Below are 24,161 nucleotides of genomic sequence, written 5' to 3' on the forward strand. Positions count from 1 at the left end.
GACGGCACTATTAAGTGTCAATTTACGTAGGTCGGGTCAGGAGGTGGCCCTCAATGAGCATCGAGCCGAGGGCGAGAGTAGCCCCCGAGCGCGTGCTGCCCAGCCCGGCGCCCATGGCGCCGGAGACGGCCGCGCAACAGCGGGTCGTCGAACGAATCTGCGCCAGGGTCGCGCCCGCCGGCGTGGACGTCGGCGTCGCCGAACTACCCCCCGGCGGACTGCAGGTGTGGATCGACACCCCGGTGCCGGTCGCCGAGCAGGAGTCGTGGGTGCTGTATCACCGGATGGCCCGCGAAGTGGCGCTGGTCGGCTGGCATTGCGAGGCCGACGCCGACCGGCTGCTGGTTCTGGGCTGGAGCGCCGCGTGCCTGCACAATCGCGTACGCCTGCTGCAGAGCGGGCTGCGCAGGCTCGCCGACTTCGAGCACACCGCCCAGCGGGCCGTGCAGCTCGACGGCCGCGACCCCGGCGGCGCGCCGGCCACGCGGCTGGTGGAGGAGGTGTGCGCCGCCATCGAGCGGCGGCTGCGCTGGCCGGAGCGGCTGGCGGAGCTGGACGGCTTCGAGCGCAGCTCGGGTCTGCCGCACCTGCAGCTGCTCCTCGCCCAGGTCGCCGGCCTGGAGGCGAAGGTCGCGGCGGCCTGCGAAGAGCACCTCGTCATGGCGCGGGTGCTGGCGCGGGCCGTCTGCGAACACCACGCGCGGCACGGGGACCCGGCCCGTGCGCGGCGCGACGTGCTGGCGGAGTCGCGCCGCTGGGTGCACGCCAGCTCCATGATCAGGGGGACGGCCACCGCACGGCCGATCCCCGCGGGCGCGGGCCGGCCGCACATGGGCCTGGCCGAGCGCCGCATCGCAGCGAGCGTCATCAACCACGGCGTGCCGCGGGTGATCCCCGCCGCCGTCACTCCAGGGGTCGCACACGCCGACCTCGAGGAGGGCGCCCGCTGATCCCGAACCGCTCAACGGCGAGTGGTCGCCCGGAAAACCCACCCGAATCCGGTAGGAGAGCTCCCGTCATGCGAACCCCCCCGCACCTGCCCGCCCGATCCAGGCATGACCGTACCGACCGGGCCAGGCGCCACCCCTACGGGCTGGACATGCCCGCGCAAGCCGCGCCGCACGGCACGATCGACTTCACCGCGGACTTCCCCGCCGACTACGCACCCGGCCGCTTCAGCACCCCGTTCGACGCGCCCCCGCCACCCGAGGCGGACGAGTTCGTCGAGCAGCGGCTGCTCGGCATCAGGGAGATGTCCAACCAGGCCATCGGCTCCATCGACGACCTGCTTCAGCACACCGTCTGAGTCGTGCCCCAGCGGCCCCCGACGCAGGGAGCCGGAAGAGCGAAACCGCACCACTTGAGGAGAGTCATGCAGGACCTTTCGCGCCCGGAGCTGCGGTCGCGTGACGTCGGGGGCCACCAGCCGCGCACCGTGGCGGGCGTCGAGACGCCACGCACCCTGGACGAGGTACGCACCCTCGTCAGGCAGGCGACGGCGGACCGCCGCCGTCTCTACCCGATCAGCACCGGCAGGAACTGGGGCATGGGCTCGGCCATGCCCGTCACCGACGACAACCTGGTCGTCGACCTCGGCGCGATGAACCGCATCCGCGGTCTCGACCTCGAGGCCGGCTACGCCGTCATCGAGCCCGGCGTCACCCAGCGCCAGCTCGCCGAGGTGCTGCGCGGCACCCCGTGGATGCTGAACGTCACCGCCTCGTGCGCCGACACCTCCGTGATCGGCAACGCGCTCGACCGCGGCGACGGCTGCATCCGCTCCCGCGTCCACGACGTGGCCGGGATCGAGGCCGTGCTCGCCGACGGCAGCGTGGTCACCACCGGCGGGCTCGACCCCGCCGGCCGCTACCACGGCAGGGTCGCGGGGCCCGACCTGACGCAGGCGTTCGTCCAGCACAACCTCGGCATCGTCACGGCGATGGCTGTCTCGCTGGTGCCGCGCCCCGAGACCATCGCGCTCGTGCACGGCCGCATGCCGGCCCACCAGGCCGGGGTGGCGCTCGAGGCGATCGCCGGCTTCCTGCGCCGCGGCAACCCCGCCGACGGCCTGATGCGCGTCCGCGAGCTGGCGCTCGTCCCGTCCCACGGCGACTGGACGCTCCCCGGCGGCGTCGACCCGAGCCTGTTCACCGTGCTCGGGCCGCTCATGGGCGGCGACGCCACCGTGGAGCTGGCCGAGGAACTGCTGCGTAAGTCGCTCATCGAGGTCGAGGGCGCCGAGGCGCTGCGCGTGGTGGACGCCGCGGAAGTCGGCCCGCACGACCCGCTCTACGCCAGGGCGCTCATGTCGCTGGGCATCCCCACCTGCCTCGGCGTGCACAACGCGCTCGGCGTGACGTCCTGCGACCAGATCGATGACGGCCCGATGGGCTTCCTCGCGCTGCTGCCGCTCATGCCGCTGCAGGCACGCAGGACCGAGCACCTCGTCGGCGCCCTGCAGAGCGCCGTGGACGCGCACACCACCGCTCTCATGATCGAGTGGAACCTGGTCAGCCCGCACATCGGCAACGGCGTCATGCAGATCTTCTTCGACCGCGGCGCCCCCGGCGCGGCACACCGCGCGCACCAGCTCCGCAACGACGGCAACTGCGTGCTGCGCGGCAACGGCTGCGCCATCTACCGCTCCGACATCGACCACGCCGCCGCCGACGTCTGGTCCGAGACCAGCACCGCCGGCCTCGGCATGCTGCACCGGCTCAAGACGGCGCTCGACCCGGACGGCCTGCTGTCGCCCGGCCGGTACGGCGCCTGACACTCGCCGGCAGACCTCGCAGATCGCGCCGCCCCGGCGCGCGGCCGGAGCGCCCCGGGGCGGGAGAACGGCTCGACGCAATCCAAGGAGGACCCACGTGCGTTCGTCACCAGCGGCCGTCAGGCCCACCACCACGAGCCGGCGTCACGGCGTGATGCTGCGCCTCGTCGGTGCCGGTGTCATGTTGACGGTGATGGCCGACACCACGGCCACCACCCTGGCGGTGGGAGTACTGAAGTACACGCCCGCAGGCGCCGGCATGCCGCTCGGTGATTTGGTCTGGCTGACCAGCGCGGCGTTCATCCCGATCGCGGCGCTGCTGGCCACCGCCGGCCGCTGGGCCGACCTGTTCGGCCGGCGGCGCGTGCTGGCGGTCGGGCTCGTGGTGTTCGTGCTGGGCGGCATCGCCACCGTCGCCGTGGAACCCTGGTCGTACGTGCTGGCCGCACGGGCCGTCCAGGGCGCGGGCGCCGCGGCGATGATCCCGGCCAGCCTCGGGCTGCTGCTCGGCGAGCTGCCCGAGTCGCAGCGCAGGGGCGCGATCGCGCTGTGGAGCTCGGCTTCAGGGCTCGGCTGCCTGCTCATGCAGGCCGGCGGCGGCTGGCTGGCCGTGGCCGTCGGCTGGCGCGCCCTGTTCCTCCCCAACGTGGTGATCGGCGTGCTCCTGCTGATCGCCTGCATCGGGCTGCCGGCCGGCAAGCGCGGCAACGCCAAGGGCGTGCCGGACGTCCTCGGCGCGTGGCTGCTGGCCGCCGGCATCGCGGTGATCGTGCTCGCCATCTCCAAGGCCATGGCCTGGGGGACGGACGTGCTGTGGCTGGGGCTGGCCGCCCTCGCCCTCATCGGCGGCGCGCTCGCCCAGGCCAGGCACCACCGGCTGCCCGCCATCGACCTGGCGCTGTGGCGGCGGCCCAGGTTCGTCTGGGGCTGGCTGGCCACCTGGGGCTTCGGCGCCCTGTCGTACGGGCTGCTCACCGTGCAGCCGCTCTACCTGCTGCACCTCGGCTACCCGATGCTGGAGGTGGCCATGTGGCTGACTCCGACGTCGGTGGCCGTGGTCGTGACGAGCTTCCTGGCCGGAAAGCTGGTCAAGCGGGTCGGCGCGTACGGCCTCATCTACGCCGGGTCGCTGCTCTGCGGCGGCGCCTGCGTGCTCGTGCTGACGCAGGCCGGGCCCACCGTGTGGGGCCTGATCGCCAGCGTCGTGGTCGGCATGGGCGTCGGCGCGCTCGCGCCGGGCACCTCCGTCGCCACCACCCTGGCCGCCCGCCCCCACCAGTACGCCTCCGCGGTCGGCGCGGCCACCATGGCGCGCATGGTGGGCGGGGCCGTCGGCGTCGCCGTCGTGTCGGTCGTGATCGACCACCCGTTCATGACCGGGCCCTTCGCGGGCCTGGCCGGCGCGCTCGCCCTGTGCGTGGGGATCTCGGTGCTGATCGGCGCGCTGGCGCTAACCAAGATCACCAGGCAGCGGCCCGACCCTGGCGACGTGATGGTGAAGGTGCCCCGCCGGATGCTGCTCGAACTGCGCATGACCCTCGCCACCGTGGCGGCGGAGGCCGACGCGCTGCTGCCGGTCGAGACCCGTGCTCCCTCCGCAACTCCGTCCGCGCACCCCTCTGCCGCCCCGCACACGGATCATGTCCCGCGGCCGCGTGCGGCCGAACCGGGGCCGCTCGCCGGGACCCGCGGACATACGAACTAGTTCCACCCATTCAGAAGGGCTCTCGTCATGGCTACCACATCGTGCGACGTAGCGATCGTCGGCGCCGGGCTCGGCGGCTGCTTCCTGGCCTTGCTGCTGGGCCGCCGCGGGCAGCGCGTCGTCGTCATCGAGCAGGGACCCTCGGTCCCGAGCGCGGGCGCCGACTTCCTCAAGCCCCCGGGACTGCGGGTGCTCGCCCGGCACGGCCTGGCCGACCTCGTCGGCCGTAACGGCCTGCGGCGCGACACCATCCGCTACTACCACGATGGCGACCCCATCCAGGAGATCCGCTTCCCCGACGGCGGCTTCCTCATCCGCCCCTACCGCGAGCTGGTCGAGCTCATCTACACCTCGTGCGCGATGGCGGGCGTGGAGTTCTGGTTCGACGCCGGCATCGACGACCTCGCCACCGGCGAGGGCCGCCCGGCCGAGCTGACCCTCCACGACGGGCGGCGGTTACACGCGGGCGTGGTCATCGGCGCCGACGGCACCAAATCCGCCGTCCGGCAGGCGCTCGCCATCGAGCAGTGCACGATGCCGTACGAGCGGGTGCTCATGCGGGTGGCGACCGTGCCGCTCAGCGCCAGCGTCGCGCAGCTCAACCGGCTGTACTTCAGCTCCGACGGCTGGTTCACCTACTTCTACCCGATCAGCAGGGACGAGGCCCGCGTCTTCGTCGGCCTGCCCCCCGAGGACGACAAGGAGATCTTCCAGGACGGCATCCCCGCGCTGCTCGACGAGCTGAAGAAGTTCGTTACCGACAGCTCCGACACCTTCAACCACCTCCAGGCGGCGACCTGGCAGCGCATCAAGGTGTCGTCGCTGCGCGTGGAGGCGTACCACCGGGGCAACGCCGCGCTGCTCGGCTCGGCCGCGTTCGCCTGCCACCCGATGACCGGCATGGGCATGAGCTACACGCTGCGCGACGCCGAGATACTCGCCGACGTCATCTGCGCCGCCGGCGGCGACGCCGAGCTGCTCGACCGGCTGCTGTACGCCCGCTACGAGCCGCGCAGGCACGCCCACCGGCAGCTCATCGACTACGGCGACGCGCTGGCCGCGACCTTCCGCGACCGGGCGTCCTACCTCGCGGCCTTCCGCCCCGACCTGCACATCCACGGAGAGGCCTGTGCCGTGCCCGACGCGCCGCAGCTCGTCTGAGCCGCGCCCCCGCCGCCCGCCGTTCCCCACCTGGTGAGGTCGTCCAGTGCCGCGCTGAGTGCGGTGGCAGCCCGATACCCAGGCGGCGGGGGCGCACATACGGTAGTGCTGGCCCTACCGTGAAATCGGGTGACAGCCGGGGTTCGCAGGACGCCTATCGACCGGAATGCTGGGAAGAGATCACATTTTCCCCTCGGCATCCCGGAGACGCATGTGACTGTGACGGAGACCTCCCGCCCCGGCTCTGGGCAGCGGGGCAGCGACTACGCGCGGCTGTCGCGGCGTATCGCCCAGGCTGGGCTGCTCGAGCGGCGGCCCGGCTACTACGCGGCCAGGATCACCCTGGTGGCCGCGCTGTTCGCGGGCACGTGGGCGCTGTTCGCCGCGCTCGGCGACTCGTGGTGGCAGCTCGCCGTCGCCGTGCTGCTCGCGGCGGCCTTCGGGCAGGTCACGCTGCTGGCCCACGACCTGGCGCACGGGCAGATCTTCCGGTCCCGGCGCACCAGCAGGAACGCCGGGCTGATCGTCGGCAACCTGGCCGTCGGGCTCAGCTACGGCTGGTGGATGGACAAGCACACCCGCCACCACGCCAACCCCAACCACGAGGACCACGACCCCGACGTCTCACCCGACTTCCTCCTGTGGTCGGAGCGGCAGGCCGCGGCCAGCAAGGGGCTGCCCCGGTTCATCGGGCGCTACCAGGCGTGGCTGTTCTTCCCGCTGCTCACCCTAGAAGGCGTCAACCTCAAGGTGTCGAGCTTCCGCGCGCTGCGCAGGCCCACGCTCAAGAACCGCGCGATCGAAGGGGCGCTGCTCGGCGGGCACGTGCTGGCGTACCTGGGGGCGCTGCTGCTGGTGCTGCCGCTGCCCAAGGCGCTGCTGTTCTTCGCCGTGCACCAGGCCTGCTACGGCGTCTACCTCGGCTGCACCTTCGCCCCCAACCACAAGGGCATGCCCGTGCTCACCGCTGAGGACGAGCTGGACTTCCTCCGCAAGCAGGTGCTGACCTCCCGCAACGTCCGCGGCGGGCATCTCGTCACCACCGCGCTCGGCGGGCTGAACTACCAGATCGAGCACCACCTGTTCCCCAGCATGCCCACCGCGAACCTGCGCAGGGCACGGCCCATCGTCCGCGACCACTGCGCCTCGCTCGGCATCGACTACGTCGAGTGCGGGCTGCTGGAGTCGTGGGGGCAGGCGCTGCGGCACCTGCACGAGGTCGGCCGGCCGCTGCGCCGGGTCAGGACGTGACGATCAGCTCCAGGCCGTCGAAATCCTCCGTGACCTGGTGACCGGCCTCCACCAGCACCGTGCGCAGCGCGAGCTGCACCGCGTCCCTGATGGTGGAGTACCTGACCAGCTGCTCCGCCGAGCGGCCCCAGGTCACCACCACCCCGCGGGCGGGGTCGTGCCAGACCCCGAGCCCGCCGTCGGCGGTCAGCAGCGACGGCTCGACGCTGAAACCCGCCTCCGTCAGCTCCTGCCGGACCACGCGTTCGAGGTCCTGGCCGGCGCCCGTGGCGACGCTCGTGGCGACATCCGTGGGGGTGTCCATCCGGATCCGCTGCCCTCACCCGCGCGCTCCGAACCTCGGGACCGCGAGAAGTGTGTGGAAGGATGTCGCCTGTGTCCCCCGCGACATCCCAGGCCCCATCCCCGGCCTCGCACCCGGTCCCGCACCCGGTCCTGCAGCCGGTCCCGCACCCGGTCCCGCACCCGGTCCTGCAGCCGGTCCGCCCAGCGGCCCGGACCCTAGGCCCGGCCGACGGCGCGCCGGCGATGGGTGCGCGGCCGGCCGCTGTGCCAAGGGCCGGTGTGTCGAGGGCCGGTGTGTCGAGGGCCGGTGTGCCGAGGGCCGGTGTGGTGCTGCGGCTGGCGCGGGCCGTCGTGTTCGCGACGGTCTGCGGTGCCGTGTCGGTGGGCGGGCATGCGCTGGCCGGGGGAGGGGCGGTGCCGTTCCCTGTCTATCTGGCCGCGGTGCTGGCGACGCTCGCGCTGGCGTACCTCGCCGACGGGCGGGAGCGCGGCCCCGGCGCGGTGCTCGCGGCGACCGTCGGCACCCAGATGCTGCTCCACCAGCTCTTCGACCGCCTGGCGCCCGGTGAGGCGGCCGGGCACGTCCACGGTCATCCGGCCGCCGGCATGCTGCTGGTCCATCTCACGGTCGCGGTGCTCAGCGCCTGGTGGCTGCACCGCGGCGAGAGCGCGCTGTGGCTGATTCTCCGCCTGTACGGCACCCCGTTCCCGGCCGTCCGGCTGCTCGTCACCGCGGTCGCCGTACCCGATGCCCGGCCGCCCGCCTGGCGCCCGGCCACTCCCGAGACCGCGCCCCTTCTGGGCCGTCTCGTCTCCCGCACGATCAGCAGGCGAGGACCGCCCGCCGGCGGGCGTCACTGACGCCCCACGGCGCCTTTTCACCCTTGGCCTGTGTCCGGACGTCCGGCGCCACGGGCGCGGTCGTCCGGAAGATCATTCTGGAGACCTGACATGGCATTCTCGCCCCATTTCGCTGGGCTGCGCTCTCTCCTCGCCACCCTGTTCGCCGCCGCCTTCATAACGGGCCTCATGGCATCGCCCGCGCTGGCCCACGATGCGCTCAAGCGCAGCTCGCCCGCGAAGGACGCCGAGGTCACGGCGCTGGAGGAGATCGAGCTCGAGTTCACCGCGAGCGTCAAGTTCCCGTTCGTGGTGCTGCACGACGCGTCCGGCAAGCAGCTCCAGCTCGGCGAGCCCGAGCTCGACGGCCCGCTCGTCACCGCCGGCGTCACGCAGCCCCTGGCGCCCGGCTCGTACACGATCGGGTGGCGGGTCGTGTCCTCCGACGGACATCCCATTGAGGGCGAAATCCCGTTCAACGTGAAAGGATCTACATCTCCGTCCGCCTCGCCCACGGTGACCGGCGAGACGGCCGCGGCACCGGCGACCGGAGCCACGGCCGGACCGTCCGAGCCGGGGAACCCCGGTGCGGACACACCGGCAGGCGCCACGACCACCGACGAGGCGCCGGCGGGTGTGCCCGCCTGGATCTGGGGCGTGCTGGCGGTGCTCGTCGTGCTGGGCGTGCTCGTCTGGTTGAAGACTTCGCGCCGCGGCCCCGACCGGGAGGAGCTGGATGCGGATTGAGCAGGCGAGGCAGGTCGCCCGGCAGTGGGTGCTCGAGGAGGGCGCGAAGCTGCCGGGGTTCGGCGGGGCGTTCCTGACCGGGTCGGTCCTGTGGGCCGACCCCGGCGACGAGCTGGCCGTGTCCTCCGACGTGGACGTCATGGTCGTCGCCGACCCCGCCGCTCACATAGGGCACATCGGGAAGTTCCACTACGAAGGGGTGCTGCTGGAGGTCTCCTCCATGGTGGCGCCCCGCTCCGTCCACGACGTGCTCAGCGACTACCACCTGGCCGGCAGCCTCCATCTGCCCGGCCTGCTCGCCGACCCGACCGGACGGCTGAGCGAGATCCACCGCGTCGTGGCCCGCGACTTCGCCGAGCGCCCCTGGGTCCTCGCCCGCTGCACCGGCGCCATGGACCGCGTACGCGGCTGGATCAACGGCATCGACGAGTCCGCCTCGCTGCCCGCCCAGGTCACCTCGTGGTTGTTCGGCACCGGCGTCACCACTCACGTGCTGCTCGTGGCCGGGCTGCGCAACCCGACCGTACGCCGCCGCTACGCCGCCGTCCGCGACCTGCTCGCCGAGCACGGGCGGCTCGAATACCACGAGAGCCTGCTCGACCTGCTCGGCTGCGCCCACCTGAGCCGCGCCCAGGTCGAGGGGCACCTCGCGATGCTGGAGAAGGTGTTCGACGCCACCGCGCCGCTGCGGGTGCCCGCCTACCGGTTCGACACCGACCTCAGCCCGGTCGCCCGCCCCGCCGCCATCGACGGCACCCGCGAGCTGATCGCCGCCGGCCTGCACAGGGAGGCGGTGTTCTGGCTGGTGGCGACGTACGCGCGGTGCCTGGACAAGCGGGCGCTGGCGGGGGAGCGGGGCTTCGAGGACGGGTTCGGCGAACTGCTCGCCGACCTCGGCGTGGCGACGCCGGCCGACCGCCGCCGACGCGCCGACCGGGTGCTGGCCGCCCTGCCCGGCCTCTGGCAGACCGCCACCACGCTCTTGTCAGCTTCTCGGTCGTGAACGACCGAGCTTGCAGCTCCTCGCCGTCGATGGCTTCGACGGTCCGGTCCGCGTCAGGCAGCGTGACTCACTGCCCAGCCCGTCGCACCGCGTGAGGCGATGTTCCGGGCTGCGTTGACGTCGGCGTGCTCAGCGAAACCGCACGACGTACACGAGAAGGTGGCCTGGTCAGGCCGGTTGCGCTTGTCCACATGCCCGCAGTGCGAGCACTGCTGTGAGGTATGGGCCGCATCCACGGCGATCACTCAAAGGCGTTTCTGCCCGGCTCCTGCGCAAGGAGTACGGCGCCCTCCCGAGCGTGAACGCCCGGGGCTCCACGCCACATTCGGCTGAACCGGCATGAACCGGCAGGGCTCAGGCGCGGCGCAGGGTGCGGGTCAGGCCGGTCGCGATCGTCGTCGCCAGCACCCACCCGGCGGCGATCAGACCGTAGGCCAGCCATTGCGCCCCGCCACCGGGGTTGAACGCCTTCTCCTGCCCGAAGTCGATGATCGGCAGCAGCAGGTCGAGCGTGTAGACCAGCGGGTTGAACTCGGGCGCCTCGCCGCGCTTGAGCGGCGGCGGCCGGTCGAGCCAGAACACCGCCGTGCCGACGGCGAGCAGCGCCAGCAGCCACCCGGCCGCGCGCAGCGGGCGGAAGCCGTAGCCGACGGTGACGTCCTGCAGGTGGCCCCAGGCGCGGGCGTACCAGGGCAAAGTGGCGCGGCGCTGCTGCTGCCCGGCCAGCATGGTCGCGCGGGCGTCGGCGTCGCCGCCCAGCCGCCGGTACATCGCGGCGAGCTGCTCGTAGGCGTTGGGACGGTAGCCCTCGGGGTCGCGGCGCAGCCAGGCGATGCGCTCGGCGGCCGGCAGCATGGGGTCGAGCACCTCGTACGACGCGCCGTCCATGCGCAGCTCGCCCGGCCAGACCGCCGGGTCGTCGCGGAGGACGCCGATGCGGGCGTGGCCCAGCTCGACCCGGCCGCGCACCGGCGCGGCGGTGCGCATCGCCAGCTCGCGGGTCTCCAGCCGCCAGCCCTTGAGCGCCACGTCGCCGGGCGCGGCGAGGGTGGCGTCGTCGAGGCACAGGCGGCTGCCGATCTGGGCGTTGGTCAGGCGGACCCGGCCCTCGGCGGTGAACCCGTCGCACAGGTTGAGCACCTTGCCGACGGTGATGCCGTTGGCCGACAGGGCCGCGCCGCCGGGGTTGACCAGCCGCGCGCCCTCGAAGTGGGCGGGCCCGCTGACCGAGGCGTCGAGCAGGCTGATCTCGCCCTCGGCGACCAGGCCGTGCCGGCCCACCAGGGCGCCGTCGACGGTCAGGCCGTCGCCGGCCAGCGCCTGCCCGCCGGGGTTGACCAGGTGCGCGCCGTCGAGGCTGAGCGTGCGGCCGACGGCGGCGGCCCGCAGCCACACGGCGCCCTCGGTCTCGGTGTGCGCGAGGAACAGTCCGCTCTCGGCCTTGAGCCCGCCGCCGTGCACGGCCAGGCCGCCGGGGTTGCGCAGCTTCGAGCCGCGCAGCGTGAGCGGCCCGCCGACGCGCGCGAACCGCAGGCTGACCTCACCCTCGACCTCCATGCTGCGGGCGAACAGCCCCACCTGCACGTCGAGGTTGGAGCCGCCGAACGCCAGCCCGCCCGGCGCGCGTAACCTGGCGCCGTCGAAGTTCACCGCCGCGCCGACCCTGGCGGCGGTCAGCACGATCTCGCCGTCGCAGACGAAGCCGTCCTGTGCGCGCAGGCTGCTGCCGACGTCGAGGTGCTCGGCGTTGATCGCGGCGCCGCCCGGATGGTCGAGCCGCGCGCCGCTGAGTGAGAGCGTGCCGTTGATGTGGGCGCCGGGCAGGCGCAGCTCGCCGGTGACGTGGCAGCCGTTGAGCCGCAGGTTGCCCTCGACCTGCGCGTTGGACGCGATGAGGCCGGGCAGCGTGGAGCCGGTCAGGCTGATGAAGCGGGTGCGGGCCTGGTAGAGGTCGGGCACCTCGTCGAAGACGCAGTCGTGCAGCAGGATCGGCAGGTCGAGCTCGGCGAACGCCAGGTGCAGCCGGCCCGTGACATGGGCGCCCGACAGCCGCAGCGCCGGCTTGGCGCCCGGCTCCGTGCGCTCGGCGAGCAGCAGCTCCGCCAGCACCTCCGCGCGCACCGGTCCGAGCGGGCCCGCGTCGACCTTCGCGCCGCGCGGGATCGCCTCGGAGACGGCCTGCTCTGCCGGGGTCAGCTCGCGCACGGCGTCACCCGCGTACGTCGAAGCCCAGGCCGGCGGCCACGATGGCGGCCTGCGCCGGGTCGATGCGGGTCTCCTTCAGCGTGACCTCTCCGGGCTCCAGCGTGAGCAGATCGCTGCCCCGCAGGTCGCACCGGGTGAGGTCGGCGCCGCGCAGCAGCGCCCCCGACAGGTCGCACGAGCGCAGGGACGCCTTCTCCAGCCGGGCCTCCGACAGGTCGGCCTCGCGCAGGCGCACGCCGTCGAAGGTGCTGCCGCGCAGGTCGGCGCCGTAGAGCGAGGTGTAGGACCAGTCGCCGCCCGTCGCCTTGAGCAGCCCGAACGTGCAGTCGGCGAAGACGGCGCCGGTCAGCTTGCAGCCGGTGAACGTGGCGTCGAAGAACGAGCAGTGCGTGAAGACGCAGCCGGCGAAGCTCGCGTCCCGGTGGACCGAGACGTTGAAGCGGACGTTCTCGAACCGGCACTCCTCGAACGAGCAGCCCTGGTCGGTCAGCTCGGTCATGTCCACCTCCTGGAACAGCACCCGGTGATGGCGCTCGCCGGAGATCTCCCGGCTGTCCCAGTCGGCGGACCTGACCGTCCGCTCCATGGAGCCCTGTCGTTCTGTCATCCGAACACGGTATCGGATGCGGGTGACGCTACGCCGCCCGTTCCGCGATGGCGGTGATCAGCGGCTGCACCAGCTTGGCCGCCAGCGGGCCGAACGCCGCGAGGATGAGCACGTACGCGGCGGCCAGAGCACCCAGGTCGGGGTGCACGCCGGCGCCCACCGCCAGACCGGCGATGACGATGTTGAACTCACCGCGCGGGATCAGGGCGATGCCGGCACGTGCCTGACCGGCCTTGGCGATGCCCGCCCGCCTGGCCGCGTACGCACCGGTCAGCAGCTTGGTGATCATGCTGACCAGGGCGAGCAGCGCCGCGAGGCCCGCCACCGGCAGGATCTTCGCCGGGTCTGTCTGGAAACCGAAGAAGACGAAGAACACCGCCGCGAACAGGTCGCGCAACGGCGCCAGCAGCGCGTGCGCGTCCTCGGCGAGCTGCCCCGACAGGGCGATGCCGACCAGGAAGGCGCCGACCGCCGCCGACACCTGAAGCTGCTGGGCGAGGCCCGCGACCAGCAGGGCCAGGCCGACCACCTTGAGCAGCATGACCTCGTTGTTGGGGCTGCGCACGAACGCCTCGATGTAGCGTCCGAACTTCAGCGCCACGACGAGGACGATACTCACGGTGAGCAGCGCGATGCCGACCGAGATGGCCCCGCTGAGCAGGCTCAGCCCGGCCAGCATGGTCGTCAGGACCGGCAGGTAGATCGCCATCGTCAGGTCTTCGAAGACCAGCAGCGACAGCACGGTGGGCGTCTCCCGGTTACCGATCCACCCCAGGTCGGACAGCACCTTGGCGGTGATGCCCGACGAGGTGGCGTAGGTGACGCCCGCCATGGCGATGGCCGCGACCGGTCCCCAGCCGAGCAGCAGGGCGATGATGGCCCCTGGCGCGGCGTTGAGCACCAGGTCGACGATGCCCGCGCGGAAGTTGCTGGTCATGCTGGTGACCAGCTCGTCCGCGTTGTATTCGAGGCCGAGCGTGAGGAGCAGCAGGACCACGCCCATCTCGGCGCCGGTGGAGATGAACGCCTCGCTCGTCGCCAGCGGCAGCACCCCGCCGGTACCGAACGCCAGTCCGGCGATCAGGTACAGAGGGATGGGAGAGATGCCGCCGCGCAACGCGAGCGCGCCAAGAATCCCCAGGCCGAGCAGGACAGCGCCGAACTCCAGGAAGATGATCGCGGTTTCGTGCACCCGCGGCCCTACCCGTTCGCCAGGATGCCGGCCACGTCGGACGTGCTGTCCTCGCTGCCCACCACGACCACGACGTCACCGACGGCGAAGACGAAGCCGGGTCCCGGGCTCGCGAACACCTGCCCGCCTCTGACGACGGCGACGATGGACGCGCTGGTACGGGTGCGCACGCGGGCGTCACCCATCGGACGCCCCGCGTAGGGGGAGCCGGCCGGGATCGGCAGCTGCACGCTCATCAGGCCTTCGACCTGCTGGTGCAGCTGGTTGAGCCGCTGCACGATGCGAGGCGCGCCGAGGAGCTCGGCGAGGGCGTCGGCCTCCTCGTCGTTGAGCTTCACCGTCTGGCAGACCGCGTCGGGATCGTTCTTGTCGTAGATGACCAGATCCCGGCGGCCGGTGCGATGAGAGACGACACCGACCCGCTGTCCCTTGCGAGTGGTGAAATCGTGCCGTAGCCCGATGCCCGGCAGTGCTGTTTGTTCGACCTCCACCTGTCCCACCCGTATAGATCCGGATATTTTCGGATAACCCTACCAATGGTGTGACTTGCCCTTGCCAGGGCTTCGCACGGCCTTGACCTTGGACCGTCCACACCGGCCTGGACCTGGGCGAAGGCCGGTGCTCCGCAGAGCATGGGAGACTGGGTCAAGGCGTCGCGGACCCAGGCGCCCCAGCCCGTGCCGACCCGGCAGCACGCCACGCCAAAAGGGACCTCACCATGCCGCCCCCTCCTCCGATCCGGCTGGTTCTCGTGGAAGACCACGCGATGGTCGCGGAGGCCCTCGGTCTCGCCCTCGGCCGCGCGCCCGACATCGAGGTGGTGGCCCAGGCCGGCACCGTCGCGCAGGCGCTCGCCGAGACCGGCAGGTGCCGCCCCGACGTCGTCGTGCTCGACCGGCGGCTGCCCGACGGCGACGGCATCGCGGCCATCGACCGGCTGACCGCGCTCGCGCCCAAGGCCCGGGTGCTCGTGCTGACCGGCGAGGCGAGCGCCGCCGTCGCGGCCCGGGTGGTGGCCGCCGGTGGTGCCGGGCTGGTGGTGAAGTCGTCCCGGCTCGGCGAGCTGGAGTCGGCGGTGCGCGAGGTGGCCGCGGGCGGGGTGGTGTTCGCGCCCGGGTTGCTGCCCGGGGTGTTCGACCGCCTGACCGGGCGCGCGGGTCACGTCGGGGCGGCGCTGACCGCGCGCGAGCGGGAGACGCTGCTGCTGCTCGCCGAAGGGGTCAGCACCGACGAGCTGAGCGACCGGCTGGGGGTCGCCCGCAACACCGCGCGCAACCACGTCCAGCATGTGCTGGAGAAGCTGGGGGCGCGGTCCAAGCTGGAGGCGGTGGCGTTCGCGCGGCGGGACGGGCTGCTCGACTGATGCGGCTGCACCAGGTCACGTCCCACATGCGTACCAGGCGGCCTGGGGTGCCTGCGTCTCGTGACCGGCCGCCGCGCTCCACGAAAGTAGAGGCGTGGAACGTGCGGAGGCCGAGACATACCAGGTGGACACCCCTTTGCCGGAGGAGATGGCCAGCATCACGGAGGCGCGCAGGCTGGCCCGCGAGGCCCTGGTGACGTGCGGCTTCCAGGGGCGGCACGAGGACGTCCTGCTGGTGGTGTCCGAACTGGTGACCAACGCGCTCGTGCACGGCGACGGCTCGCCCGTGCTGCGTGTGCGGGGGAGCGCCGACCGGGTGCGGATCGAGGTCGGCGACGCGGGTGCAGGGGTGCCGCGGACGCGCGAACCCGGGCCGGCCAGCGGGTGGGGGCTGCACGTCGTACGGCTGCTGTCGGCCGGGTGGGGCATCTCACCCGCGGACCCCGATCACCTGGGTGGCCCGCTAAGGGGCGGCGGTCCCGGTGACGGTCCCGGTGACGGTCTCGGGGGCGGTCCCGCGGAGGGTGTAAGCGGCGGTCTCAGTGGCGGTCTCAGTGGCGGTCTCAGTGGCGGTCTCAGTGGCGGTCCGAGTGGCGGTCTCAGTGGCGGTCTTAATGGCGGTCTTAATGGCGGTCTCAGGGGTGGGAAGGTCGTGTGGTGCGAGCTCGTCGCGGGCCTCTCCGACGCCCAAGCGCGCACCTCAGAGGCATGACGGCGGAGCATGGCCGGCAGGGCGTGATCGGCTTTGGCGTCGCGCGCCACGCGTGAGAAGGTGCGGTATGCCCGAGCATGACCCGTCGCCGGATGTCATGAGCCAGCTCGTCCAGAGCATCCGCGATCCCGCCATCCTCATGCTCGACCCGCACGGCGTCGTCCTCAGCTGGAACGCCGGCGCCGAGCGCATCACCGGCTACACCGCGGGCGAGGCCGTCGGCGCCCACTTCTCCCTGTCGTACCCGCCCGCCGGGATCGCGGCCGGCGACCCCGCCCGCGCTTTGGCGGCGGCCGCCTCCGGGGGCCGCTGGGAGGAGGAGTGCTGGCGGGTGCGTAAGGACGGCACCCGCTTCTGGGCCGGCGTCGCCATCACCGCCTTGCGCGACGCGGCGGGCGCCTTGCGGGGCTTCGGCGAGGTGACCCACGACCTGACCACCCACCACACCCCCGCCGGGCCGCCCGGCGAGCGCCCGAGCAAGAGGCCCGCCACCGCGGGCGGCGAGCGCGGGCTGACCGAGCAGCGCGCCGCCGGCACTGCGGCCGGTGAACGTGAGCTGCGCGAGCGGGGCGCCGCCGGGACTGCGGCCGGTGAACGTGAGCTGCGCGAGCGGGGCGCTGCCGGCGGGGCGGCTGGTGAGCGTGAGCTGCTGGTGTCGCGGCAGGCGCAGGAGCGGGAGCGGCGGCGGATCGCCTCCGGGGTGCACGACGACACCATCCAGTCCATGGTGGCCGTCGGGATGCGGCTGCGGTCGTGGGGTGCGAGCCTGCCGGCCGAGCAGGCGGCCACCGTGCGGGCGCTCGACGACGACGTCAACGCCGCCGTGCTGCGCCTGCGCGACCTCGCCTTCGCTCTGCGCCCGCCCGCCGACGGCCTGGTGGACAGCCTGGCCGGCTACCTCGAGCGGACCATGCCCGCCGCGGGCCTCACCCACGAGCTGCGCCACGACCTCGACACCGAGCCGCCCGACGAGACCGTGCTCGCCGTCTACCGCATCTGCCAGGAGGCGCTGACCAACGTCCGCAGGCACGCCGCCGCCCGGCACGTCACCGTCATGCTGCGCTCGCTGGGCGCGGGCGTGCACGTCCGCGTCCGCGACGACGGCGCCGGCCTGTCCCCGGCCGCCACCGAGCCCGGCCACTTCGGGCTGATCGAGATGCGCGAACGTGCCGAGACCGCCGGCGGCTGGTGGACGATCCTCGGCCCGCCGGGGGCGGGCACGACGGTCGAGTTCTGGATCCCCACCCCACCACCAGCCGGCCACACCTGACCTCCCGCATCCCTGCCGCCCACGACCGCCGTCCTGGGCCCGCCGTCGCCCCCGACCAGAGCCGTCGCCCCCGACCGGAGCCGCTGTCCCGGACCAGCCGTCGCCACCGACCAGAGCTGCCGTTCCGGAACCCCCGCCGCCGGCCCCGATCAGGGCTGAGCGGGGGCTTCGTCGCCGTTGACGAGGGCGCTCGCCTGGCGGGCGATCTCCCATTCCTCGTCCGTCGGGATCACCAGGACGGCGACCTCCGCCCCTTCACCCGAGACGGCGCGTTCGGCGTCCGAAGGGGCTTCGTTGCGCTCCCGGTCCAGGGTGATGCCGAGGCGGGTGAGGCCGGTCAGGGATTCGGCGCGGGTGGCGGGGTCGTTCTCGCCGATACCGCCGGTGAAGACGACGGCGTCCACGCGGCCGAGCAGGGCGTAGTAGGCGCCGACGTACTTGCGGATGCGGCGGGTGTAGACGGCGAGGGCCAGGAGCGCGTCCTCGGCCCCGGACCTGGCGCGGGCGCGCACCTCGCGCATGTCGCTCGACCCGGTCAGCGCGAGCAGGCCGCCCGCGTGGCCGAGCGCGTTCTCGGCGCTCTCGGCGTCCATGCCGTCCACGCGCGCCAGGTAGCCGGGCAGCGCCGGGTCCACGTCACCGGAGCGGGTACCCATCACCAGCCCTTCCAGCGGCGTCAGGCCCATCGAGGTGTCGACGCTGCGCCCGCCCGAGACGGCCGTGGCGCTGGCGCCGTTCCCCAGATGCAGCACGATCAGGTTCAGATCGGACAGGTCGCGGCCGAGGAAGGCGGCGGCGCGGCGGGAGACGTACGCGCAGGAGGTGCCGTGGAAGCCGAACCGCCGCACCCCGAGCCGCTCCCGCCACTCGCGCGGCACCGCGTACGTGTACGCCTCGGGAGGCAGCGTCAGCTGGAACGCCGTGTCGAACACCGCCACCTGCGGCACGGACGGGAACGCCGCCCGCGCCACCCTGATCCCGGCCAGGTTGACCGGATTGTGCAGCGGCGCGAGCGGAGCCAGCTCCTCGACGGCCGCGATCACCCCGTCGTCCACCAGGACGGCCCGGTCGAACCGGGCGCCGCCGTGCACCACCCGATGCCCGACCGCGACGGGATCGAGCGCGGGACCGGCCGCCGCGAACGCCTCCATCATCGCCGCCAGCCCTTCGTCGTGACCGGGAAAGGGCCGCTCCCGCACGTACGGGGGGCCGTCGCCGTGATGGTGGACGAGCCGGCCGTGCTCCTCGCCGATGCGCTCCACCAGCCCCCTGGCGGGGCGCTCCCGGCTGGCCACGTCCACGAGCTCGTACTTGATGGACGAGGAGCCGGTGTTCAGGACGAGAATGTGTCCGGCCATGTCCACGACCTGATCTCCGCCGGATCCTCGCCGTGCTCCCGCGTGTACGCGCGGGCCCGCAGCCGCTCGTCGCTCATCAGCTGGCGCAGGTGGGCGGCCTTGCTGCCGAGGCCGGGCACCCGGTCGATGACGTCCATGACCAGGTGGAAGCGGTCGATGTCGTTGAGCATGCACATGTCGAACGGCGTCGTCGTCGTGCCCTCCTCCTTGTAGCCGCGCACGTGGATGTTGTCGTGCCCGTGGCGGCGGTAGGTGAGCTGGTGGATCAGCGACGGGTAGCCGTGGAAGTTGAAGATCACCGGCCGGTCCACGGTGAACAGCGTGTCGAACTCGGCGTCCGGCATGCCGTGCGGATGCTCGGACTCCGGCTGCAGGCGCATCAGGTCCACCACGTTGACGACGCGGACCTTCAGCTCGGGCAGGTGCTCGCGCAGCAGCGCGGCCGCGGCCAGCGTCTCCAGGGTCGGTACGTCGCCCGCGCAGGCCAGCACGACGTCGGGCTCGCTGCCCTCGTCGCTGGAGGCCCATGGCAGGATGCCCAGGCCGCGCGTGTTGTGCGCGATGGCCTCGTCCATCGTGAACAGGTCGAGCACCGGCTGCTTGCCGGCGACGATCACGTTGATGTAGTCGCGCGAGGCCAGGCAGTGGTTGCCGACCGACAGCAGCGTGTTGGCGTCCGGCGGCAGGTAGACCCGCACCACCGACGCCTTCTTGTTGACGACGACGTCGAGGAAGCCCGGGTCCTGGTGGCTGAAGCCGTTGTGGTCCTGGCGCCACACGTGCGACGACAGCAGGTACGTCAGCGACGCCACCGGCCGCCGCCACGGGATCTTCTGCGACGACTGCAGCCACTTGGCGTGCTGGTTGAACATGGAGTCTACGATGTGGATGAACGCCTCGTAGCAGTTGAACAGCCCGTGCCTGCCGGTCAGCAGGTAGCCCTCCAGCCATCCCTGGCAGAGGTGCTCGCTCAGCACCTCCATGACGCGGCCGCCGGCGCAGAGGTTCTCGTCGGTGGGCAGCGTCTCGGCGTTCCACGCCCGGTCGGTAACCTCGAACACCGACGACAGCCGGTTCGACGCCGTCTCGTCCGGCCCCATCAGCCGGAACGTCCTCGGGTTGGCCGCGATCACGTCGCGCAGCAGCCCGCCGAGCACCCGCGTCGGCTCGCTCGACTGCGTGGCCGGCGCCTTCACCTCGACCGCGAGGCGGCGGAAGTCGGGCAGCCGCAGCGGTTCGAGCAGCTCACCGCCGTTGGCGTGCGGGTTGGCGCTCATCCTGCGCTCGCCGCGCGGCACCGTCTCCAGGATCGCCCCGACCGGCTTTCCGTCCGCGCCGAACAGCTCCTCCGGCCGGTACGACCGCATCCACTCCTCCAGGAGCGCCAGATGCGTGGCGTTCTCGCGGACCTTGGCCAGCGGCACCTGGTGCGACCGCCACGTGCCCTCCACCGGCAGCCCGTCGACCTCGCGCGGTCCCGTCCAGCCCTTCGGCGTGCGCAGGATGACCATCGGCAGCCGGCCGGCGTCGCCCGCCTTGTACGCCGCCAGCTCGTCGAACGCGGTGTCCAGCGTGCCCGCCATCTCCTCGTGGTCGGGGCCCACCAGGTGGGGGCGGTAGCCGTACCCCTCCATGAGCTTGATCAGCTCGTCCGCCGGGATGCGGGCGAGGACCGTCGGGTTTGCGATCTTGTAGCCGTTCAGATGCAGGATGGGCAGCACCGTCCCGTCGCGGCGGCGGTCGAGGAACTTGTTGGAGTGCCAGCTCCCGGCCAGCGGGCCCGTCTCGGCCTCGCCGTCGCCGATGATGCAGGCCACGACCAGGTCGGGGTTGTCGAAGGCGGCGCCGTACGCGTGCGCCAGCGCGTACCCCAGCTCGCCGCCCTCGTGGATCGAGCCCGGCGTCTCCGGCGCGACGTGGCTCGGGATCCCGCCGGGGAAGGAGAACTGCCTGAACAGCCGGCGCATGCCCGTGACGTCCTGCGACACGTCGGGATAGCGCTCGGAGTACGACCCCTCCAGCCAGGCGTGCGCCACCGCGGCGGGACCGCCGTGACCTGGCCCCGCGATGTAGATCATGTCCTGGTCCCGCTCGCGGATCACCCGGTTGAGGTGGGCGAAGCAGAAGTTCAGGCCCGGCGTCGTCCCCCAGTGGCCGAGCAGCCGCGGCTTGATGTGCTCCGGCCGCAGCGGCTCGGTGAGCAGCGGATTGTCCAGCAGGTAGATCTGCCCGACGGACAGGTAGTTCGCCGCCCGCCAGTACGCGTCGATATGGTCCATGCTCCTGCTGCTTCCACCACAGGATTGCCGCAATCCCCCCGGAACGCCAATTCCACTGAGCTGCTAAAGACTCCGCTCCGCCATGCGCGGAATCAACCGTGCGGGGTACACGGTTACGGGACGATGGGACCAGGCATGATCGGCTTGGCGCCACGAGGTTTGGCGACACGAGGAGGCAAAGCGTGAACGGCGACATCACCCAGAGCCAGGAGTGGGCGGCCCTGGGCAAGCACCACGAAGAGCTGGCGGGCAGGCACCTGCGCGAGCTGTTCGCGGACGACCCGGGCCGGGCCGGGCGCATGACGGTGACCGCCGGCGACCTCTATCTCGACTACGCCAAGCACCGCGCGACGCAGGAGACGTTCGACCTGCTCACGGCGCTGGCCGAGCGGGCCGGGCTGCGCGAGCGCATCGACGCCATGTTCCGCGGCGACCACATCAACGTCAGCGAGGACCGCGCGGTCCTCCACGTCGCGCTGCGCCTGCCGCGCAGTGCCGAGCTCGTCGTCGACGGGCAGGACGTCGTGGCCGACGTGCACGCCGTGCTCGACAAGATGAGCGGCTTCGCCGACCGGGTCAGGTCCAAGGAGTGGAAGGGCGCCACGGGCAGGCCCATCGAGACCGTCGTCAACATCGGCATCGGAGGCTCCGACCTCGGCCCCGCGATGGCCTACGAGGCGCTGCGCGACTACGCCGACGCCGGCATCACCGCCCGCTTCGTCTCCAACATCGACCCGGCCGACATCACCGGCAACCTCGCCGGCCTCGACCCGGCCACCACGCTGTTCGTGGTCAGCTCCAAGACCTTCACCACGCTCGAGACCCTCACCAACGCCAGGGTCGCGCGCCGATGGCTGGTCGAGGCGCTCGGCGAGGAGGCCGTCGCCAAGCACTTCGTGGCCGTCTCCACCAACGCGGCGAAGGTCGAGGAGTTCGGCATCGACACCGCCAACATGTTCGGCTTCTGGGACTGGGTGGGCGGCCGCTACTCCTACGACGGCGCCATCGGCCTGTCCCTGATGATCGCCATCGGGCCCGAGCGCTTCCGCGAGATGCTCGACGGCTTCCACACCATCGACGAGCACTTCCGCACCGCGCCGTTCAAGGCGAACATGCCGGTGCTGATGGCCCTGCTCGGCATCTGGTACACCGACTTCTTCGACGCCGAGACCCGCGCCGTGCTGCCCTACAGCCAGCGGCTGCACCGCTTCCCCGCCTACCTCCAGCAGCTCACGATGGAGTCCAACGGCAAGTCCGTACGCGCCGACGGCACCCCCGTCACCGCCACCACCGGCGAGATCTTCTGGGGCGAGCCAGGCACCAACGGCCAGCACGCCTTCTACCAGCTGCTCCACCAGGGCACCCGGCTCGTGCCCGCCGACTTCATCGGCTTCGCCGAGCCCCACGAAGACCGTGAGGGCATGCACGACCAGCTCACCGCCAACCTGCTGGCCCAGACCTCCGCGCTGGCCTTCGGCAAGACCGCCGACGAGATCGCGGCCGAGGGCACCGCGCCCGAGATCGTGCCCCACAAGGTGATGCCGGGCAACCGGCCCACCTCCACGATCCTCGCGCCCAAGCTCACCCCGTCCACGCTCGGCCAGCTCGTCGCCCTCTACGAGCACATCGTGTTCGTCGAGGGCACCATCTGGGGCATCGACTCCTTCGACCAGTGGGGGGTCGAGCTGGGCAAGAAGATGGCGCTCGACCTCGCGCCCGCGCTGATCTCCGACGCCCCGCCCACCTCCTTCCCCGACCCCTCCACCGAACAACTCATCCGCCGCTACCGCGCGCTGCGGGGAAGGCGCGTCTGACATGAACGCCACGGGGGAGTCCCCGACACCGGCCCCGACACCGGCCCCGACACCGGCCCCGACACCGGCCCCGACACCGGCCCCGACACCGGCCCCGACACCGGCCCCGACCACTCCGACCGCCACAGCGGGTGCGGTGTCAGGCGAGGAGCCCGGTGCGGCGGGGGCGCTGGTGCTGTTCGGCATCACCGGCGACCTCGCCCGCAAGATGCTGCTGCCGGCCCTCTACCGCCTGACCGCCGACGGCCGGCTCGACCTGCCGATCATCGGCGTCGCCAGGACCGACCTCGACCTCGACGGGCTGCGCGAGCACGCCCGCGAGGCGTGCGGTGGGCCGCACGACGCCGCGTTCGACAGGCTGGCCGGCAACCTGCGGCTCGTCGCAGGCGACTACCGCGACCCCGAGACCTTCACCCGGCTGGCCGACGAGGTCCGGGGCAAGGGCTTCCTCGTTCACTACCTCGCCGTGCCGCCCGCCCTGTTCGCCCCCGTCGCCGAAGGGCTGGCCGGGGCGGGCCTCAACCACGACGCGCGGCTGGTCGTGGAGAAACCGTTCGGCCACGACCTCGGCTCCGCCCGCGCGCTCAACGACCAGCTGCTCCAGCACTTCGACGAAGACCACCTGCGCCGGGTCGACCACTTCCTCGGCAAGGAGCCGGTCGAGGACCTCCTGGTCTTCCGGTTCGCCAACATGCTGCTGGAGCCCATCTGGAACCGCTCCTACATCCGCAGCATCCAGATCACCATGGCCGAAGACTTCGACGTACGCGACCGGGGCGCCTTCTACGACGCCAACGGCACCGTCCGCGACGTCGTCCAGAACCACCTGCTGCAGCTCCTCGCCCTCCTCGCGATGGACCCGCCGCCGTCCACCGACGCCCGGGCCACGCTCGACGAGAAGTGGCGGGTGCTGCGGGCGGTGCAGACCATCGACCCGGCCGACGTCGTACGCGGCCAATACACCGGCTACCTCGACACCGACGGCGTGCGCCCCGGCTCCACCACCGAGACCTACGTCGCCCTGCGCGCCTACATCGACAACTGGCGCTGGGCCGGCGTGCCCTGGTGCATCCGCTCCGGCAAGGCGCTGCCCACCACCGACCTCGAGGTCGTCGCCGAGCTGCGCCGCCCGCCGGTCACCATGTTCAGCGACGCCCACGCACCCGGCAGCCCCAACCTCATCCGCTTCCGCCTGCAACCCGACGCCGGCGTCACCTTCGACGTCCTGGCCAAGGAGCCCGGCAAGCAACGCACCCGCCCGGTGCCCGTCAGCGTCGACTTCACCAAAGAGCTCGGCCCGATGGACGCCGCCTACGAACGCATCATCGCCGACGCGGTCAGCGGCGACCCCCGCAGGTTCGCCAGGTTCGACCTGGTGGACGAGTCCTGGCGCATCGTCCAGCCCCTCCTCGACCTGCCGGAGCCACCCTTGCCGTACGACCCCGGCACCTGGGGCCCCGCGCCGGCGGCGGACATCGCCCCGGGCGGCTGGCACAAAATCTCCACCACCTTCGACTGACGCACGACTTCAACCGAACCACGACGGGGCGCACCGCGCACGGGCTCACCTCGCAGGGGCCGTCCGCACGGGGGCCG

The 24,161-nt window shown here is 72.4% G+C and carries 22 protein-coding genes; 14 read left to right on the top strand and 8 right to left on the bottom strand.

What is annotated here, in order from left to right; all coding sequences use genetic code 11:
* Positions 1–53: 53 nt before the first annotated feature.
* The 6 genes from AB0K28_RS31200 to AB0K28_RS31225 all read left to right on the top strand — a co-directional run bounded on the left by AB0K28_RS31200 (position 54) and on the right by AB0K28_RS31225 (position 6,890).
* On the top strand, positions 54–950 hold the full coding sequence (locus AB0K28_RS31200) for a hypothetical protein (RefSeq protein WP_364377110.1): 897 nt from the start codon (positions 54–56) through the stop codon (positions 948–950).
* Positions 951–1,018: 68 nt separating this feature from the next.
* Positions 1,019–1,306 (top strand): hypothetical protein, encoded by a 288-nt coding sequence (locus tag AB0K28_RS31205; protein ID WP_364377112.1) that lies wholly within the window; start codon positions 1,019–1,021, stop codon positions 1,304–1,306.
* A 66-nt stretch (positions 1,307–1,372) separates the two neighbouring features.
* Positions 1,373–2,773, top strand: coding sequence for an FAD-binding oxidoreductase (locus tag AB0K28_RS31210; RefSeq protein ID WP_364377114.1), 1,401 nt, complete (start codon positions 1,373–1,375; stop codon positions 2,771–2,773).
* 97 nt (positions 2,774–2,870) lie between these two features.
* Complete coding sequence (locus AB0K28_RS31215) at positions 2,871–4,478, top strand: MFS transporter (RefSeq protein ID WP_364377116.1); 1,608 nt, start codon at positions 2,871–2,873, stop codon at positions 4,476–4,478.
* 27 nt (positions 4,479–4,505) lie between these two features.
* Positions 4,506–5,639, top strand: coding sequence for an FAD-dependent monooxygenase (locus AB0K28_RS31220; protein WP_364377118.1), 1,134 nt, complete (start codon positions 4,506–4,508; stop codon positions 5,637–5,639).
* Between the two features lie 213 nt (positions 5,640–5,852).
* Complete coding sequence (locus AB0K28_RS31225) at positions 5,853–6,890, top strand: acyl-CoA desaturase (RefSeq protein WP_364377120.1); 1,038 nt, start codon at positions 5,853–5,855, stop codon at positions 6,888–6,890.
* Here the strand turns inward: AB0K28_RS31225 and AB0K28_RS31230 are convergent.
* Positions 6,880–7,194 carry a hypothetical protein gene (locus AB0K28_RS31230; protein ID WP_364377122.1) on the bottom strand — a complete coding sequence of 105 codons (315 nt, stop codon included), beginning with the start codon at positions 7,192–7,194 and terminating at the stop codon, positions 6,880–6,882. The genes AB0K28_RS31225 and AB0K28_RS31230 overlap by 11 nt on opposite strands.
* Before the next feature lie 290 nt (positions 7,195–7,484).
* Between AB0K28_RS31230 and AB0K28_RS31235 the strand changes: the two genes are divergently transcribed.
* The 3 genes from AB0K28_RS31235 to AB0K28_RS31245 all read left to right on the top strand — a co-directional run bounded on the left by AB0K28_RS31235 (position 7,485) and on the right by AB0K28_RS31245 (position 9,765).
* Positions 7,485–8,036, top strand: coding sequence for a hypothetical protein (locus tag AB0K28_RS31235; RefSeq protein ID WP_364377124.1), 552 nt, complete (start codon positions 7,485–7,487; stop codon positions 8,034–8,036).
* A gap of 90 nt (positions 8,037–8,126) precedes the next feature.
* The gene (locus tag AB0K28_RS31240) at positions 8,127–8,762 is read left to right on the top strand and encodes a copper resistance protein CopC (RefSeq protein ID WP_364377126.1); all 636 of its coding nucleotides are present in this window, start codon (positions 8,127–8,129) and stop codon (positions 8,760–8,762) included.
* The gene (locus tag AB0K28_RS31245) at positions 8,752–9,765 is read left to right on the top strand and encodes a hypothetical protein (RefSeq protein ID WP_345403034.1); all 1,014 of its coding nucleotides are present in this window, start codon (positions 8,752–8,754) and stop codon (positions 9,763–9,765) included. The genes AB0K28_RS31240 and AB0K28_RS31245 overlap by 11 nt, the downstream gene beginning before the upstream one ends.
* Positions 9,766–9,818: 53 nt before the next feature.
* Here the strand turns inward: AB0K28_RS31245 and AB0K28_RS31250 are convergent, their stop codons facing one another.
* From AB0K28_RS31250 to AB0K28_RS31270, 5 genes are all read right to left on the bottom strand, one after another.
* Positions 9,819–10,010, bottom strand: coding sequence for a zinc ribbon domain-containing protein (locus AB0K28_RS31250; RefSeq protein ID WP_364377128.1), 192 nt, complete (start codon positions 10,008–10,010; stop codon positions 9,819–9,821).
* A 109-nt stretch (positions 10,011–10,119) separates the two neighbouring features.
* Complete coding sequence (locus AB0K28_RS31255; protein ID WP_345403040.1) at positions 10,120–11,970, bottom strand: hypothetical protein; 1,851 nt, start codon at positions 11,968–11,970, stop codon at positions 10,120–10,122.
* A gap of 4 nt (positions 11,971–11,974) precedes the next feature.
* On the bottom strand, positions 11,975–12,577 hold the full coding sequence (locus AB0K28_RS31260) for a pentapeptide repeat-containing protein (protein ID WP_345403043.1): 603 nt from the start codon (positions 12,575–12,577) through the stop codon (positions 11,975–11,977).
* A gap of 28 nt (positions 12,578–12,605) precedes the next feature.
* Positions 12,606–13,769, bottom strand: a complete 1,164-nt coding sequence (locus AB0K28_RS31265) for a cation:proton antiporter (RefSeq protein WP_345403046.1) — start codon at positions 13,767–13,769, stop codon at positions 12,606–12,608.
* 8 nt (positions 13,770–13,777) lie between these two features.
* Positions 13,778–14,260: a cation:proton antiporter regulatory subunit gene (locus tag AB0K28_RS31270; protein WP_345403049.1), complete on the bottom strand. Its 483-nt coding sequence runs from the start codon at positions 14,258–14,260 to the stop codon at positions 13,778–13,780.
* Positions 14,261–14,487: 227 nt separating this feature from the next.
* Here AB0K28_RS31270 and AB0K28_RS31275 point away from each other — a divergent pair, with 227 nt between their 5' ends.
* The 3 genes from AB0K28_RS31275 to AB0K28_RS31285 all read left to right on the top strand — a co-directional run bounded on the left by AB0K28_RS31275 (position 14,488) and on the right by AB0K28_RS31285 (position 17,114).
* The gene (locus AB0K28_RS31275; RefSeq protein WP_364377131.1) at positions 14,488–15,132 is read left to right on the top strand and encodes a response regulator transcription factor; all 645 of its coding nucleotides are present in this window, start codon (positions 14,488–14,490) and stop codon (positions 15,130–15,132) included.
* A gap of 94 nt (positions 15,133–15,226) precedes the next feature.
* Positions 15,227–15,844: an ATP-binding protein gene (locus AB0K28_RS31280; RefSeq protein WP_364377133.1), complete on the top strand. Its 618-nt coding sequence runs from the start codon at positions 15,227–15,229 to the stop codon at positions 15,842–15,844.
* A gap of 67 nt (positions 15,845–15,911) precedes the next feature.
* Positions 15,912–17,114, top strand: coding sequence for a PAS domain S-box protein (locus AB0K28_RS31285; protein WP_364377135.1), 1,203 nt, complete (start codon positions 15,912–15,914; stop codon positions 17,112–17,114).
* Positions 17,115–17,263: 149 nt separating this feature from the next.
* Here AB0K28_RS31285 and AB0K28_RS31290 read toward each other — a convergent pair whose 3' ends face one another.
* Entirely contained in the window at positions 17,264–18,472 is a 1,209-nt protein-coding gene (locus AB0K28_RS31290) for an acetate kinase (protein WP_364377137.1), read from the bottom strand.
* Positions 18,448–20,751: a phosphoketolase family protein gene (locus AB0K28_RS31295; RefSeq protein WP_364377139.1), complete on the bottom strand. Its 2,304-nt coding sequence runs from the start codon at positions 20,749–20,751 to the stop codon at positions 18,448–18,450. Before AB0K28_RS31295 ends, AB0K28_RS31290 begins: the two co-directional genes overlap by 25 nt.
* Before the next feature lie 182 nt (positions 20,752–20,933).
* On the opposite strand from AB0K28_RS31295, the gene pgi reads away from it, so the two are divergent.
* Complete coding sequence (gene pgi / locus AB0K28_RS31300) at positions 20,934–22,565, top strand: glucose-6-phosphate isomerase (protein WP_364377141.1); 1,632 nt, start codon at positions 20,934–20,936, stop codon at positions 22,563–22,565.
* A 136-nt stretch (positions 22,566–22,701) separates the two neighbouring features.
* Positions 22,702–24,084 (top strand): glucose-6-phosphate dehydrogenase, encoded by a 1,383-nt coding sequence (gene zwf, locus AB0K28_RS31305; protein WP_364377143.1) that lies wholly within the window; start codon positions 22,702–22,704, stop codon positions 24,082–24,084.
* Positions 24,085–24,161: the final 77 nt, after the last annotated feature.

Origin of the sequence: Nonomuraea sp. NPDC049504, assembly GCF_040676845.1 — a bacterium.
In the GTDB taxonomy this organism is placed as follows: domain Bacteria; phylum Actinomycetota; class Actinomycetes; order Streptosporangiales; family Streptosporangiaceae; genus Nonomuraea; species Nonomuraea salmonea.